The 15,895-nt window shown below is 61.2% G+C and carries 8 protein-coding genes and 2 pseudogenes; 4 read left to right on the forward strand and 6 right to left on the reverse strand.

Features of this window, described 5'->3' with window-relative positions:
- Positions 1-14: 14 nt before the first annotated feature.
- The 4 genes and pseudogenes from mscK to AC1D19_RS21060 form a co-directional block, all read right to left on the reverse strand.
- On the reverse strand, positions 15-3,383 hold the full coding sequence (gene mscK, locus AC1D19_RS21045) for a mechanosensitive channel MscK (RefSeq protein ID WP_477764443.1): 3,369 nt from the start codon (positions 3,381-3,383) through the stop codon (positions 15-17).
- Between the two features lie 34 nt (positions 3,384-3,417).
- Positions 3,418-5,160 carry a potassium/proton antiporter gene (locus AC1D19_RS21050; protein WP_477764444.1) on the reverse strand — a complete coding sequence of 581 codons (1,743 nt, stop codon included), beginning with the start codon at positions 5,158-5,160 and terminating at the stop codon, positions 3,418-3,420.
- A 198-nt stretch (positions 5,161-5,358) separates the two neighbouring features.
- Positions 5,359-6,231, reverse strand: a complete 873-nt coding sequence (locus AC1D19_RS21055; protein ID WP_371927684.1) for a methyl-accepting chemotaxis protein — start codon at positions 6,229-6,231, stop codon at positions 5,359-5,361.
- A pseudogene (locus AC1D19_RS21060) lies at positions 6,214-6,984 on the reverse strand (MCP four helix bundle domain-containing protein); the annotation flags it as partial. The pseudogene AC1D19_RS21060 and the gene AC1D19_RS21055, both read right to left, overlap by 18 nt.
- Positions 6,985-7,258: 274 nt before the next feature.
- Between AC1D19_RS21060 and AC1D19_RS21065 the strand changes: the two are divergent.
- From AC1D19_RS21065 to AC1D19_RS21080, 4 genes and pseudogenes are all read left to right on the forward strand, one after another.
- Positions 7,259-7,468, forward strand: coding sequence for a hypothetical protein (locus AC1D19_RS21065; protein ID WP_095943263.1), 210 nt, complete (start codon positions 7,259-7,261; stop codon positions 7,466-7,468).
- The gene (locus AC1D19_RS21070; RefSeq protein ID WP_007981180.1) at positions 7,465-7,767 is read left to right on the forward strand and encodes a cell division protein ZapA; all 303 of its coding nucleotides are present in this window, start codon (positions 7,465-7,467) and stop codon (positions 7,765-7,767) included. The genes AC1D19_RS21065 and AC1D19_RS21070 overlap by 4 nt, the downstream gene beginning before the upstream one ends.
- Before the next feature lie 145 nt (positions 7,768-7,912).
- A pseudogene (locus tag AC1D19_RS21075) lies at positions 7,913-8,941 on the forward strand (HAMP domain-containing protein); the annotation flags it as partial.
- 132 nt (positions 8,942-9,073) lie between these two features.
- On the forward strand, positions 9,074-9,805 hold the full coding sequence (locus AC1D19_RS21080) for a methyl-accepting chemotaxis protein (RefSeq protein ID WP_477759729.1): 732 nt from the start codon (positions 9,074-9,076) through the stop codon (positions 9,803-9,805).
- Between the two features lie 126 nt (positions 9,806-9,931).
- Here the strand turns inward: AC1D19_RS21080 and AC1D19_RS21085 are convergent, their stop codons facing one another.
- Both AC1D19_RS21085 and putA read right to left on the reverse strand, forming a co-directional pair.
- Positions 9,932-11,734 carry an acyl-CoA dehydrogenase gene (locus tag AC1D19_RS21085; protein WP_477764445.1) on the reverse strand — a complete coding sequence of 601 codons (1,803 nt, stop codon included), beginning with the start codon at positions 11,732-11,734 and terminating at the stop codon, positions 9,932-9,934.
- A gap of 180 nt (positions 11,735-11,914) precedes the next feature.
- Positions 11,915-15,865 (reverse strand): trifunctional transcriptional regulator/proline dehydrogenase/L-glutamate gamma-semialdehyde dehydrogenase, encoded by a 3,951-nt coding sequence (gene putA, locus AC1D19_RS21090; protein ID WP_477764446.1) that lies wholly within the window; start codon positions 15,863-15,865, stop codon positions 11,915-11,917.
- Positions 15,866-15,895 lie beyond the last annotated feature (30 nt).

Here is a 15,895-nt window from a genome sequence, read left to right on the forward strand (position 1 = left end):
TGGGGAATGGCTGGTTAGTCGAGTTCGGCGGCGGGCGGCTCTTTCGGTGGCTTGCCATCGACCAGTGGCACGATGGTCTTCGCTTCCGGCTCGATCGGCACCATCTTGTATTCCTGGCCGTGGAGGTTCTTGAGGTAGACCTCCATCTGCCGGAACGAGATGTTGATGTGCTGCTTCTTGAACTCGCGGTTGATGAAGCGGTTGACCTCGTCGAGTACCGGGTTGCGGTCGCCGAGGTCGCGCACGTGCATGCGCAACTCGTGGTCGAGGGTGCTTTCGCCGAAATTCAGGAAGTACACGTGTGGCTCCGGGTCTTTCAGGACGCGCGGGTTATCGCGCGCGGCCTTGAGCAACAGCTCTTTCACCAGGTCCAGGTCCGAGCCGTAGTCGACACCGAGCTTGAGGGTCACCCGGGTGATGGTGTCGGTCAGCGACCAGTTGATCAGTTGCCCGGTAATGAACGTCTTGTTCGGGACAATGATGTCCTTGCGGTCGAAGTCGGTGATGGTCGTGGCACGGATGCGGATCTTGCTTACGGTCCCCGACAGGTTGCCGATGGTGATGGTGTCACCGATCCGCACCGGGCGTTCGAACAGGATCATGATGCCGGAAATGAAGTTGGCGAAGATCTCCTGCATGCCGAAACCGAGACCGACCGACAGTGCCGCCACCAGCCATTGCAACTTGTCCCAGCTTACGCCGAGGGTCGACAGCGTCGAGACGAAACCGACGCCGGCGATCACGTAGGACAGCAATGTGGTGGTCGCGTAGGCGCTGCCCTGGGCCAGGTTGAGTTTCGACAGCACGAACACTTCCAGCAGACCGGGCAGGTTGCGCGCCAGGGCGAAGGTGATACCGATGATGATCAGCGCGCCGAGCATGTCGCCGATGCTGATCGGCACCATGCTCATATTAGCGCCGGTGCCGCTGGTGTATTCGTAGAGCGTGACATTGTCCAGGTACGAGAACACCGTGATCAGGTCGGCCCAGACCCAATACAGTGCCGCCATGAAGCCGCCGAGCAATGCCAGGCGGATCAGGCGCAGGGACTGTTCGTTGACCTTCTCGATGTCCATCGTCGGTTCTTCGATAACCGCTTCGCCATCGCTGGCTTCTTTTGCGGCCAGTCGTTTGGCCAGGGCGCGTTGGTAGGCCAGCCGCCGGGCCGCCACACTAAGGCCGCGCACGAACGTGGCTTCGATCACCAGCCAGAACATCAGCAGGTACAGGGTGTTGATCAAGCGGTCGCTGAGCTTCAGCGCGGTGTAGTAGTAGCCGAAGCACACCGCCACGAACAGCGCGACGGGCAGGGCGGTGAACAAGATCCCCACGAACTTGCGGAACAGCGAGGCGTTCTCGTGGGTCGGGCTGCTGATGAGCAAGCGGCTGAGCAGCAAGGTCATCAAGGCGTAGCAGGTGAGCACCACCGGCATGCCGATCACGTCATCGGCCAGCGCCGCCGGTTGCTGTTCGGCAACGGCGACTACGGTCACCAGTGCCATCACCACTATGCCGAGGCGGCGGATCCATCTGCGCAGGAATTCCACCTGGGGCTTTTCCCAGCGGAAATGCAGTTCTGCCACACCACCCGGTGCGAGGATCCGGTAGGCGGTGTAGAACACCAGCCAGGCCCCGGCCATTTGCAGCAGCGCCGCGCCCATATTGGCGTTCTGCCCACGGGCGTCGATTCGCAGGGCCAGCCCGCACAAGGCGAGGCCCAGGGAAACCGGCATCGCCAGCAGAATATTGATCAGAATCGCCTGCGGCGTGTGCCACTGGCTATCGCGTTTGAAGTGACCGATGTCCTGGTGAACCTTGTTCAGTCGCGCGTACAGATTCTTGCGCCGCCACAGCAGTGCGCCGATCAGCAGGGCCAGCGGCAGGAACAGCAGCGGGCGCTGGGTCAGGCCGTCGGTCAGTTCGCTCAGGCTTGAAAGAACCGGTAGTGAATCGAGTTGCCGCTGGAGGCGATCCGGCACACTGCTGATCCACTCCAGCTCCAGCGGCTTGTTGCTGGGAATCCAGAACATTTGCTCATCGAGCGTCGCCCGCAGGCTTTGCGCCGTGCTGAGCAGTTGTTTCTGGTTCAGTTGCAGGGTGATGGATTCATTGAGCACCGCGCTCAGTTCGCGATTGAGGCGTTCCAGCAGGTCGGTGCGGGTGGTGGCCAGCTCCATCAGGCTTTTGCGCAGTTGTGGCGTGACTTGCTCGGGCGGCTGGGTCGACAGCAGGTTTTCGACATAGGTGGTCGGATTGCTCAGCAACTCCCGTTGCTGGCTGACTTCGAATTGGTACAGGCGTATGTCGGCGATCTGGTCGGCCAGGTTGCGGTCGAGCCGCAGGCGCGGCAACGCCTGTTTCTGTTTGTAGAGAATCTTCGAGAGCAGCAGGCTGCCTTTGAGCACGTTGATTTGCTCGTCCAGGGCCGAGTCGCTCTGGGTCAGGCTGTCCAGCTGTTGCTTGGTCTGCAGGTTTTGCTGGGTGACTTCGTTGAGACGGTCGGTGCTTTTGAGCAGGTAGTCCGAAAGTTTCAGGTTGGTCGCGCTTTCGGTGGCCAGCAGGCTGCTGCCGCCGGCCTTCTGCGCTTCGATGGATTGCTGGGTGACCGTTTCCTGGGACAACGCCAGACGCTTCTGGTTGATCAGGGTTTGCAGTTCCTGGATTTCCCGATCCAGGCGGTCGGATCGCTCCGACAACAGGTCGTGCTGGCTGTTGCCGAGGTCCTGCAATTGGGTATTGCCGGCCAGTTCCTGGCGCCGTAGCGGGATCAGCGCGTTCAGCGCTGCAAGCTCGGCATTGAGCTGGTCGCGCTGCTCGGCGCTCAAGGCCTTGCCGCCGTCCTTGCCGTTCTTGAGGATGGTATTGATCTGCTGAATGCGCGTCTGGCTGCTGGAGATCTCCGCCTGGGCGCGCTCGGGGCGGGTCTGGGCGGTGATGATCAGGCTGTTGGCATCGGCCAGGGCTTTTTGCAGGTCGCTTTGCTGGGTGGAACGCTCGGTGAGCATTTGCTCAAGCTGCTGGATCGGTTCTTTGGCGAATCGCTGCGCCACCGGCACCACGTTACTGGCTTTGAGGCGGGTCAGTTCCCGCTGGTTCTCGACGGTCTGTTTGGGCGCATTGTTCAATTGCTGCTTGAGCGCGGTCAGTTTCTGCTCGTAGTCACGCTTGTTGTTGAGCTGGTTCAGCGTGCTTTGCAGGACGGTTTGCAGGGCCTTCTGATCGGCTTCCGGCAGTTTGCGGTCGGCGATCTTGTCCAGGCTCGCCTGCACGGCTTCGCTGGAGGGTGGTTCGGCCGCTTGCGCCGCTTGCGATAAACCAAGGGGGCCGACAGAGAGACTCAAGCCCAAAAGGGCAATGGCGAAAATGGAGCGCAGGTTAGGCATAAAGACCGGTCAAGCAAGTGATAGTGGAAGCAGTTTAGAGGAAGAGTCCGGGACCCGGGCGACTTCCTTCGGGGAATCTGACGCCCACTTTGCCGATCTTGTTCCCGTCCATGACCGCCACGGTCCAGATGGTGTTGTTCCATTCAACCTGGTCACCCACCACCGGCGCGCCGCCGACCTTATGGGCAATGAAGTGGCCCAGGGACATGTCCGGATCGATGCCTTCGACCTTCAGGCCATAGAGGGCCGCAACCGCGGCCAGCTGGGCGTCTCCTTCGAGTACGAAGTCGCCGAAGAAGCGCAGATCGAGGCCCCGTTGTGGCGCCTGGCTGAAGAGTTTTCCGAGGGCCGGCAGGTTGTGTTCATGGCCGATAACACACAGCAAATCATCGACTTCGAGCACCGTACTACCCGACGGATGGAGCAATTGTTGGCCACGAAACAGGGCGGCGATACGGGTGCCTTCGGGCATTTTCAGCTCGCGCAGGGGCGAGCCGATGCACCATTTTTCCGCGCCGAGGCGATAGACGAACAGCTCCCACTCGCTGGTGACGTGCACTTCCAGGGCCGAGCGGGAGATGGGTGCAGGCTCCGGGGGCACCGTCACCTTCAGCAGCTTGGCGACCCACGGCAGGCTCGTGCCCTGAACCAGCAGCGACACCAGCACGATAAAGAACGCGAGGTTGAAGTACAGCTGGGCGTTGGGCAGGCCGGCCATCAGCGGGAACACCGCGAGAATGATCGGGACCGCGCCGCGCAGGCCGACCCAGGAAATGAACGCTTTTTCGCGACCATGGAACGCCTTGAACGGCAACAGGCCAACCATCACTGAGAGTGGCCGGGCAAACAGAATCATCCACAGCGCCAGGGCCAGTGCCGGCAAGGCGATAGGCAGCAGGTCGTGAGGCGTCACCAGCAGCCCCAGCACCAGGAACATGCCGATTTGCGCCAGCCAGGCCATGCCGTCGAGCATGTGCAAAATACCGTGGCGGCTGCGCACCGGGCGGTTGCCAATCATCAATCCACACAGGTACACGGCGAGGAAGCCGCTGCCGTGCAGGGCGTTGGTCAGGGCAAACACCACCAGGCCACCGGCGATGACCAGAATCGGATACAGGCCGGTGGCCAGGTTGATGCGGTTGACCAGTTGCAGCATGAGCCAGCCGCCGCCCAGGCCGATGACGCCACCGATGCCGAATTCGCGCAACAGGTGGGTCAGCAGGCTCCAGTGCAGGCCGGTCTGGCCGCTGGCGAGCATGTCGATCAGGGTAACGGTGAGGAACACCGCCATCGGGTCGTTGCTGCCGGATTCGATTTCAAGGCTGGCGGTTACCCGTTCGTTCAGGCCTTTACCGCCCAATAGCGAGAACACCGCCGCGGCATCGGTGGAGCCGACGATGGCGCCGATCAGCAGGCCCTGGATCAGGTTCAGGTTGAACAGCCATGCGGCCGCCATGCCGGTCAGCCCGGTGGTAATCAACACGCCGACCGTGGCCAGCGAGAGCGCCGGCCATAACGCCACGCGGAAACTCGACACCCGGGTGCGCAGGCCGCCGTCGAGCAGGATCACCGCCAGCGCGAGGTTACCGACCAGATAGGCCGTGGGGTAGTTATCAAAAAGAATGCCGGCGCCATCGACACCGGCCGCCATGCCGACGGCCAGGATAATCACCAGAATCGGGATGCCGAGACGGGACGAAAGTGAGCTCACCAGAATGCTCGCACCTACCAGCAACGCGCCGATCAAGAACAGGCTGTTGATGGTCGTCGCATTCAAAGGCAGTACTCCAGAAAGCTGAAAGGCGGGCGCAAACTGACCATGCAGTCTGCGTGCCAGCGATTCTAACCTGTTGAAATGTGATGCTGTCAAAAAGCTTTTGCTGCTCAAAAGATCGCAGCCTGCGGCAGCTCCTACACAGGGATGTGTGTTTTCCTGTAGGAGCTGCCGCAGGCTGCGATCTTTTTGCTTTATAGCTTAAAGGCTAAACCGCCCAACCATCGTGTTCAGGTCCACCGCCAGGCGCGACAGCTCATTGCTCGCCGCACTCGTCTGATTTGCCCCAGTGGCCGACTGCACCGACAGGTCACGAATGTTCACCAGGTTGCGATCCACTTCACGGGCCACCTGCGCCTGTTCTTCGGCGGCGCTGGCGATCACCAGGTTGCGTTCGTTGATTTCGACGATGGCGCTGTTGATGGTGTCCAGCGACATTCCGGCGCCGCGGGCGATGTTCAGGGTCGATTCGGCGCGTTCGGTGCTGTTGCGCATCGAATCCACCGCGTGCTCGGTACCGCTCTGGATGCTGCCGATCATGCGTTCGATCTCGCTGGTCGACTGCTGGGTGCGGTGGGCCAGGGCACGAACCTCGTCGGCCACTACGGCGAAACCACGACCGGCCTCACCGGCGCGTGCGGCCTCGATGGCGGCGTTCAAGGCCAGCAGGTTGGTCTGGTCGGCCAGGCCACGGATCACATCCAGCACCTTGCCGATGTCGCGGGACTCGTTGGCCAGGTCGCCGATCAGGGTGGCGGTGCTCTGCACGTCGGCGCTCATGCGTTCGATGGCGCTCACGGTTTCCTGTACCAGGTCACGGCCGTCGCCGGCAGATGTGGTGGCGTTCTTCGACGCCTCGGACGTGCTGACCGCGTTGCGCGCGACTTCTTCCACGGCGCTGGTCATTTCGTTGACCGCCGTGGCGGCCTGTTCGATTTCGTTGTTCTGTTGGGTCAGGCCTCGGGCGCTTTCGTCAGTAACGCTGTTGAGTTCTTCGGCAGCGGACGCCAGCTGCGTGGCCGAGCCGGAAATGCGCTGCAGCGTGTCACGCAGCTTGTCCTGCATCTTCGACATGGCCAGCAGCAAGCGGCCGGCTTCGTCTTTGCCGTCGACGTTGATCGGGCGCGTCAGGTTGCCTTCGGCAATCTGTTCGGCGGCGCTCAGGGCGTTGGCTATCGGTTGGGTGATGCTGTTGGTCAGCAACCAGGCGAACAGCAACGTCAGGGCGGTGGCGATCACCAACAGGGTGATCACCAGGTTGAACGCCGAATCATACTGATCGGCTGCCTGCTGGTTAGTGTCGTGGCTCTGCTGGGTGTTGATCTCCAGCAGGCGGTTCAACACGGCGTTGATCGCTTCGGAGTTGTTGAGCAAATCGGTGTTGAGCAAGCTGCGCAGTTCGTCGACCTGATTGTTGCGCGACAGGGTCTTCATCCGGTCTTCGATCTGGCGGTACTGAGCCAGCAGCTGTACGTATTGATCGTAGGCCGCACGTTCCTGCGGGCTGGCGATCAGCTTTTCGTAGGTCGCCTGGGCGGCGCGAATCTGCTGGTTACGCGTCTCCAGCAATTCCACGGTTTTCTGCTGCACGTCAGGCTCGCGATTCACCAGCAAACGGTAGGACAGCACGCGCAGGCGCAAGGTGAGCTGGGTGAACTCGTCCAGGCTCTTGATGCTCGGCACACTGTTGTTGGTGATGTTTTCGGCGGCGCCGCGGATCTTGCTCATCTGATTCAAGGAAAACACCCCCAGAACCATCATCAAGCCGCCGATCAGGGCAAAGCTGAGGAACGCCCGAGGGGCGATATTCATATTACGAAGGGACATGGCGATCACCGAAAAGAGCGCATCCGTGCGGGGCTGAGGCTGCTGTATGGATGACTTATCGGTCGCCTGGCTGAAGTCTTGAGCCCCCCGTGTTTTAGCCGGTTGCACCTTGTGGCGACGAAGTGCAGGAACCAGATTGGCCAATCACAGTCTTTAAAACTCGCGAGGAAGGTCGCCCGTCAGCAAAATCAAGGCTTTGCGCCTGTATAACCCTGGCATCCAGGGTGACTTTTCTTTATCGTACGCGCCCTTTGAAAAAGCCCGGAAAATCAAAATGTTGGAAGCATCCCTAAGCCAATTGGAACAACTGGTCAGCGACCTGGTGCAACAGAACCAGAACCTGACCGCGGAACTGGCCCAGGCCAAAGATGAAAACGAAAGCCTGCAACTGAGCCTGATGGAACACGAAGAGAAGCAAGGCGCCACGGCGGCTCGCATTCAGGCCCTGGTTGAACGCGTCAGCGCAGGTCCTGTCAGCGCATGAGTTACAACGCCGCAGGGGTAAAAGTCGTCTCGATCCTGGGAGAGGACTATTCGATCAAGGCACCGGCCGGGGAAGAACAGACCCTGCTGGACGCCGCGATGATGTTGAAGGCAGCCCTGGCCGAAACCAAGAGGAAGTACCCGACGCTGATCGGTGACCGCCTGCTGGTGCTGGCGGCGATGAATCTGTGCTCCCAGCAGATCGAAATGCAGAAACAGCACAAGCTCGAACTCGACCGTTACCAAGAGCAAGTCAGCGCCACGGTTGAAGTGATCTCCAAGACGATCAATCAGGCCTGATCGGCTTTGCGCACAACCAAAGAATAAATTGTCGTTTGGCTTGTATACAATCGGCACGGCTGTTGCAGTGTTTCAGCCTCTTATTCTTTGGGGGTGCTCCATGCAGTTCTGGCGACGCAGTATTCAATGGCAGTTGATCCTGAGTATGGGCAGCGCCTTGCTGGTCAGTATTCTGATCGTGGTTGGCATCTATACCCTGGTGGTTAACCGCCTCGCCCAGAGCTATCTGGTCGAGCAAGCCTTGCCGTCGAGCATCGAAGCGATGCGCAACGACATCGAACGCATCCTTGTCCAACCGCTCACCGCCGCCAAGGACATCGCCAGCAACAGCATGGTGCGCGACTGGCTGGCTGGGGGGGAAGACCGTGCCCAGGCCGGCACGTTCACTACCTATCTCGAAGGTGTTCGCGCCGAGCACAAGGCCTTTACCGCGATTATTGTCGGCACCACGTCCAACCATTACTTCACCGAAAAAGGCCTGGACCGCACCCTCAGTCGTTCCAATCCGAAAGATGCCTGGTTCTACTCGTTCCTCGACAGCAACCAGCCGCGCACTCTCAACATCGATAACGACACGGCCACCGGAGAATTGGCGCTTTTCATCGACTTCAAAGTCGAGCAGGCCGGTAAAGTCGTGGGCGTTGCCGGGTTGGGCCTGAGTATGAAAGAGCTGTCGGAGCTGATCCACAACTTCAGCTTCGGTGAGCGCGGCAAGGTCTATCTCGTGCGTTCCGACGGTTTGATCCAGGTCCATCCCGAGGCGCAATTGAGTGGCAAACGAACTTTGACCGAGCAGATTGGTGCTACGGCGGCACAATCGGTGATGAGTCAAAAAGCTGCCACCAGCAGCGGCTTCCAGCGTGACGGTGAAGACTTCCTCGCGTTAAGCCTGCCATTACGTGATCTCGGCTGGACCCTGGTGGCCGAAGTGCCGCAATCACAGATTTACGCCGAAGCCCGCCGCGCCATGTGGATGAGCAGTGGCATCGGCCTGGCGGTGGCGATTGTGTGCCTGCTGCTGGTGGTGTTGCTGGCCCGTGGGTTGGTACGACCGATTCGTCAGGTAACAGCGGCACTGGTGGCCATCGGTAGCGGTGGTGGCGATTTGACCCAGCGGTTAGATTCCAGCCGCGCCGATGAGCTGGGCGATCTGGCTCGCGGTTTCAATCGGTTCCTGGATAGCCAGCGCGACATGATCGGCGAAGTACTGACCACCAGCGAACGATTGCGTACGGCTGTGGGGCAAGTGGCCAGAGTTGTGGACAACACCGCCGAACGCTCCGGCCGCCAGCAGGAAATGACCGACATGGTCGCCACTGCGGTTCACGAAATGGGTCTGACCGTTCAGGAAATCGCCCAAAACGCCGGCAATGCGGCGGTCGCGTCGCAAACGGCTCGGGATGAGGCGATGCAGGCACGGGAAGTGGTGGGTGGCTCGATCCGGCATATTGAAAGCATGTCCGACGAAATCGGCGTCGCCGCCAGCGCTGTGGGTGAATTGGCGCATCAGGTGGCGTCGATCGATCAGGTGCTGGCGGTGATTCGCGGGATTTCCGAGCAGACCAACCTGCTGGCGCTCAACGCCGCTATCGAAGCGGCGCGAGCCGGAGACATGGGGCGTGGATTTGCCGTGGTGGCCGATGAAGTGCGCACCCTGGCGCGGCGCACTCAAGCCTCCACCGATGAAATCCAGCAGATGATCGGCAGCCTCAAGCAAGGTGCAGAAAACGCGGTGTCGTCGATGCATTCCGGGCAGGCCGCGACCGGCACGGGTGTCGAGTCGAGCCAGCGTACCGGGGCTTCGTTGACCGCGATTACCGGGCAAGTGGAACGCATCAGCGATATGAATCATCAGGTGGCGACGGCGACGGAAGAACAATCGGCGGTGACCGAAGAAATCAATCGTAACGTGCAGGGGATTTCCGATCTGGCGCGGGCGACGGCGGGGGAGGTCAGGGCTTGTCGGGATGATTGTCAGACGTTGCAGCGGTTGGCGGATGATCTGGCGCGGCAGATGGGTGGGTTTCGGTTGAATTAAAAGATCAAAAGATCGTCCGAACGCGGCCCGAGCCTTCGGCAGCTCCTACATGTGGAATGCGTTCCTCTGTAGGAGCTGCCGAAGGCTGCGATCTTTTTTGTGGCCGTTACGCCAATCTATACCTGATCAGAACCACTCATCCTGCATCCCCAGGCACACATCATCCCGTGCCTCGAGAATCTCCAGCTCATGGTGGCAACCCGGCACTTCCCACGTCAGGAAGTACCGCGCCGCCTGCAGCTTGCCTTTATAGAAGCTCACATCCGCCGCATTACCCTTGGCCAGGCCTTCCTCGGCACGAATCGCCTGCTCCAGCCAGCGCCAACCAATCACCGTGTGACCAAACACCTTCAGGTACAGCGCCGAGTTCGCCAGGCTGCTGTTGACCTTGCCTTGTGCCAGATCAGTCAGCAGGCCGATGGTCACGGTTTGCAGGCGCGCCACCAGCTTTTCCAGAGGTTCGCGCAGCGACGTCAGCGACTCAAACGCCTGGGCGCGCTCGGCGGTGTCGGCGATCAGGCGAATCAGCTGCTTGAGCCCCGCACCGCCGTTCTGCGCCAGTTTGCGGCCCAGCAGGTCCAGCGACTGAATGCCGTGGGTGCCTTCGTGGATCGGGTTCAGGCGGTTATCGCGGTAGTACTGTTCCACCGGGTATTCGCGAGTGTAGCCGTGGCCGCCGAGGATCTGGATCGCCAGTTCGTTGGCCTTCAGGCAGAACTCCGATGGCCAGGATTTGACGATTGGCGTCAGCAGGTCCAGCAATTCATGGGCCTGCTTGCGTTCGCCTTCGGTCGCAAGCGTCGTGGTGTCATCGAACAGCCGGGCCGCGTACAGGCCGAGGTCGAACGAGCCTTCGACGTAGGCCTTCTGCGTCAGCAGCATGCGTTTGACGTCGGCGTGCTGAATGATCGCCACCGGCGCGGTGTTCGGGTCCTTGCTGTCCGGCACGCGGCCCTGCGGGCGCTCGCGGGCGTATTCCAGCGAATACAGATAGCCCGCGTAACCAAGCATCACGGCACCCATGCCGACGCCAATCCGCGCTTCGTTCATCATCTGGAACATGTAGCTCAAGCCCTGGTGCGGCTTGCCCACCAGATAGCCGACGCATTCGCCGTTATCGCCGAAATTCAGCGCCGTGGACGTGGTGCCACGCCAGCCCATCTTGTGGAATAGCCCGGCCAGCAACACGTCATTGCGCTTGCCGAGGCTGCCATCATCGTTGACCAGGAACTTGGACACGATGAACAGCGAAATTCCCTTCACCCCGGCCGGCGCGTCCGGCAGCTTGGCGAGCACCATGTGCACGATGTTTTCCGACAGCGGATGATCGCCACCGGAGATAAAGATCTTGTTGCCTTTGAGGCGATAGGTGCCGTCGGACGCCGGCTCTGCGCGGGTACGAATATCCGACAGCGACGAGCCCGCGTGGGGTTCGGTCAGGGCCATGGTGCCGAAGAAACGGCCGTCGATCATCGGTTGCAGGAAGTGGCGCTTCTGCTCTTCGGTGCCGAAGCTTTCGATCAGGTTGGCCGCGCCCATGGTCAGGAACGGGTACGACGTCGAAGCAGCATTGGCCGATTGAAAGTGCGCGAAGCAGGCCTGGGACAGCAGCGTAGGAAGCTGCATGCCGCCGGCGTCGAAACTGCGCGCGGCGTTGAGGAAACCGGCTTCGAGGAAGGCATCCACCGCCGGTTTCACTTCCGGAATCAGAATCGCCTGACCGTTTTCATAGCGCGGCTCGTTCTCGTCGCCCTTGCGGTTGTGCGGGGCGAAGAACTTCTCGGCGATGCTGCGGGCGGTGCCAATGGCCGCATCGAAGGTTTCGCGGTTGTGCTCGGCGAAACGCTCACGCTGGGTCAGGCCCTCGGCATCAAGGACTTCATACAGTTCGAAAGCCAGATTGCGGGAACTGAGCAACGTCTCGGACATGGCGGCCTACCTTTTATTGGAGTGGGCCGAGTCTAGGCTTGGGAATAAAGACTGAACAGGATGATTGATGTGCGTGATACAGAAGCAAAAGATCGTCCGAACGCGGCCCGAGCCTTCGGACGATCTTTTGATCTTGCTTTTAAAGCTCGGGCAGCCGTAACTGCCCGGTCGTGTTGCGGTTTAGCCAATCGTCATCAGACTGGCATTACCACCCGCCGCAGCCGTGTTAACGCTCAACGCCCGCTCGATCACCAGGCGTTCCAGCGCAATGTTGGTTTCGCCTTGCGACAGACCCTGGACACCGACGATGGCGCCGGCACGCTTGGCAACCTGCTGGCACACCGCACGCAACTGGTCGGAGTGGCCGTGATGCACAACCGCATCAAACACCACTTCGTCCTTGTTCCAGTCGGAAACCAGCTTGATGCGCGCCTGAATGTCCTTCGGCAGGCGTGCGAACAAGGCCTTGGTCAAGTCAGCTTCCGGCCACACCGCTGAACCACCGACAGCCAGTACCGCCGCCAGTTGGGTCAGCAGATCGCCTTCGACTTCCGCCAGGCAAAGTACGTGCTCGCGCGGCAAGATCGCATAGCTATTGCGCTCGCCGGTCGGGCCGGCCAGGACACGGGTGATGCCACTTTGCGATTGCGCGGCGAACTGCACGCACAGGGTGCTCAGGTCGGCGAACTTGTGGCTGTCGGCCCAGGCTTTCAGGGCGGTCAGCGGCTTGCTCATGGCGTCGCGCAGACGAACGTCCGGTGCTGCGGCAGCATCGCCGCGAGCGAAGGATTGTTCGATCGCATCCGCAGGACGCGTCGACAGCAGGCGGTACAGGTACAGCGGGCCACCGGCTTTCGGGCCGGTACCCGACAAGCCTTCGCCGCCGAATGGCTGCACGCCGACCACGGCACCCACAATGTTGCGGTTGACGTAGACGTTACCGGCGTTGACGTTGTCGATCACCTTGGCGATGGTTTCGTCGATGCGGGTGTGAACGCCCAGCGTCAGGCCGTAGCCGGAAGCGTTGATCTGGCCGATCAGTTGATCGATGTCTTTGCGCTTGTAGCGAACCACGTGCAGCACCGGGCCGAAGATCTCCCGCTGCAACTCGTCGAAGCTTTCAAGTTCGATCAGCGTCGGCATCACGAAGGTGCCGCGTTTGACTTCTTCGGCGTCGGCGATGGCCACCTGGTACACGCTGCGACCTTTGTCGCGCATGGCCTGGATGTGCTTCTCGATGCCAGCCTTGGCTTCGGCGTCGATCACCGGGCCGATGTCCACGGACAGGCGCTCAGGGTTGCCGAGACGGCTTTCCGCCATGGCACCTTTGAGCATTTCGATGACGCGATCAGCGGAATCTTCCTGCAGGCACAGGACGCGCAGGGCCGAGCAACGCTGGCCGGCGCTGTCGAACGCCGACGAAACCACGTCGATCACCACCTGTTCGGTCAGTGCCGAAGAGTCGACGATCATTGCGTTCTGGCCACCGGTTTCGGCAATCAGCGGGATCGGACGACCCTGGCTGTCCAGGCGGCCGGCGATGTTGCGTTGCAGCAAGCGCGCGACTTCGGTGGAGCCGGTGAACATCACGCCTTTGACGCGTTCGTCGCCGACCAGGCCGGCACCGACGGTTTCACCGCGACCCGGCAGCAATTGCAGTACGCCTTCCGGAATCCCTGCTTCGAGCAGCAGGCGCACGGCTTGAGCGGCGACCAGCGGAGTCTGTTCCGCAGGCTTGGCCAATACCGGGTTACCAGCGGCCAACGCAGCAGCCACTTGGCCACTGAAGATTGCCAGCGGGAAGTTCCACGGGCTGATGCACACCACTGGGCCCAGCGGACGGTGAGCGTCATTGGTGAAGTCGTTGCGCGCCTGCACCGCGTAATAACGCAGGAAGTCCACGGCTTCACGCACTTCGGCAATGGCGTTGGCGAAGGTCTTGCCGGCTTCGCGAGCCAGCAGGCCCATCAGCGGCTGGATCTCGGCTTCCATCAGATCGGCGGCACGTTCCAGGATCGCGGCGCGTTCGGCGGGCGGGGTGGCCTGCCAGATCGGCGCAGCGTTCAGGGCGCACTGGATCGCGTTGTCGACGTCTTCGACGGTCGCTTCCTGCACATGGCCGACCACATCACGCAGATCGGACGGGTTCAGCACCGGTGCTGGCGCTTCGGTGCTGGAGGCGCAACCGAGCATCGGCGCCGCTTTCCAGTGGTTGTGTGCGGTAGCAAGAAGCGCGCAGGACAGGGACGCCAAACGATGTTCGTTGGCCATGTCGATGCCGCTGGAGTTGGCGCGCTCGGAACCGTACAGGTCACGCGGCAGCGGAATGCGCGGGTGTGGCAGGCCGAAACCACCTTCCACGGTCGCCATCTGCTCGATGCTTGCCACCGGATCGGCCACCAGTTCCTGGATCGAAATCGACTGGTCGGCAATGCGGTTGACGAACGAGGTGTTCGCGCCGTTCTCCAGCAGGCGACGCACCAGGTAAGCCAGCAGGGTTTCGTGGGTGCCGACCGGAGCGTACACACGGCACGGACGGTTCAGCTTGCCTTCGGAAACTTTGCCTACAACTTGTTCGTACAGCGGTTCACCCATGCCGTGCAGGCACTGGAACTCGTACTGGCCCGGGTAATAGTTCTGACCAGCGATGTGATAAATGGCCGACAGGGTGTGGGCGTTGTGCGTAGCGAACTGCGGGTAGATGACTTCCGGCACCGACAGCAGTTTGCGGGCGCAAGCGATGTAGGACACGTCGGTGTACACCTTGCGGGTGTAGACCGGGTAGCCTTCCAGGCCTTCGACCTGGGCGCGCTTGATTTCGCTGTCCCAGTACGCGCCTTTCACCAGGCGGATCATCAGGCGATGACGGCTGCGGCGAGCCAGGTCGATCACGTAGTCGATCACGTACGGGCAACGCTTCTGGTAAGCCTGGATCACGAAACCGATACCGTTCCAGCCAGTCAGTTGCGGCTCGAAGCACAGGCGCTCGAGCAGATCCAGCGACAGCTCGAGGCGGTCGGCTTCTTCGGCGTCGATGTTCAGGCCGATGTCGTATTGCTTGGCCAGCAGGGTCAGCGACAGCAGGCGCGGGTACAGCTCTTCCATCACGCGCTCGTACTGCGCACGGCTATAGCGCGGGTGCAGGGCGGACAGCTTGATCGAAATGCCCGGGCCTTCATAAATCCCGCGACCGTGGGAGGCTTTGCCGATCGAGTGGATGGCTTGTTCGTACGAGGCCAGGTACTTCTGCGCGTCGTGCTCGGTGAGTGCGGCTTCACCCAGCATGTCGTAGGAATAACGGAAGCCTTTGGCTTCGAACTTGCTCGCGTTGGCCAGGGCTTCGGCGATGGTTTCGCCGGTCACGAACTGCTCGCCCATCAGGCGCATGGCCATGTCGACGCCCTTGCGGATCATCGGCTCGCCGCTCTTGCCGATGATGCGGCTCAGGGACGACGTCAAACCAGCTTCGTTGTGCGTGGACACCAACTTGCCGGTCAGCAACAAGCCCCAGGTGGCAGCGTTGACGAACAACGACGGGCTGTTGCCCAGGTGTGGCTGCCAGTTGCCGGTGCTGATCTTGTCGCGGATCAGCGCATCGCGGGTGCCTTTGTCCGGGATGCGCAGCAGCGCTTCGGCCAGGCACATCAGCGCCACGCCTTCCTGGGACGACAGGGAGAACTCCTGCAGCAGGCCCTGAACGATGCCGGCACGGCCGCCAGCGCTCTTCTGGTTGCGCAGTTTTTCAGCAATCGAGGCGGCGAGTTTGTTGGTGGCGTCGCACATCGGTGCCGGCAGGCGCGCCTGCTCGATCAGCATCGGCACGACTTCCGGCTCAGGGCGACGGTAGGCGGCGGTGATCGAGGCACGCAGTACCGATTGCGGCAGGATGCTTTCGGCGAATTCGAGGAAGCACTGGTGGGCGTGATCCAGAGGCGCGTCGACGCTGTCGTCGGAGTCCTTGGTCAAACCGCTCAGCTCGGTCAGGGTTGCACCACCCTCGAGTTTTTCCAGGTAATTGAAGATTGCCTGCTTGATCAGCCAGTGCGGCGTGCGATCAATCGAGGTCGCGGCGGCCTTGAGGCGTTCGCGGGTCGGGTCGTCAAGTTTGACCCCAAGGGTGGTGGTAGCCATGTTTTTATCCTCATGTTTGCCACGACTGCG

It is taken from the genome of Pseudomonas sp. P1_C12, assembly GCF_056406435.1.

Excerpts from the sequence above, each read along its gene's own strand:
- mscK (WP_477764443.1), bottom strand. The coding sequence starts at position 3,383 with ATGCCTAACCTGCGCTCCATTTTCGCCATTGCCCTTTTGGGCTTGAGT.
- AC1D19_RS21055 (WP_371927684.1), bottom strand. The coding sequence starts at position 6,231 with ATGTCGAAGATGCAGGACAAGCTGCGTGACACGCTGCAGCGCATTTCC.
- AC1D19_RS21065 (WP_095943263.1), top strand. The coding sequence starts at position 7,259 with ATGTTGGAAGCATCCCTAAGCCAATTGGAACAACTGGTCAGCGACCTG.
- AC1D19_RS21070 (WP_007981180.1), top strand. The coding sequence starts at position 7,465 with ATGAGTTACAACGCCGCAGGGGTAAAAGTCGTCTCGATCCTGGGAGAG.
- AC1D19_RS21080 (WP_477759729.1), top strand. The coding sequence starts at position 9,074 with ATGGTCGCCACTGCGGTTCACGAAATGGGTCTGACCGTTCAGGAAATC.
- AC1D19_RS21085 (WP_477764445.1), bottom strand. The coding sequence starts at position 11,734 with ATGTCCGAGACGTTGCTCAGTTCCCGCAATCTGGCTTTCGAACTGTAT.
- putA (WP_477764446.1), bottom strand. The coding sequence starts at position 15,865 with ATGGCTACCACCACCCTTGGGGTCAAACTTGACGACCCGACCCGCGAA.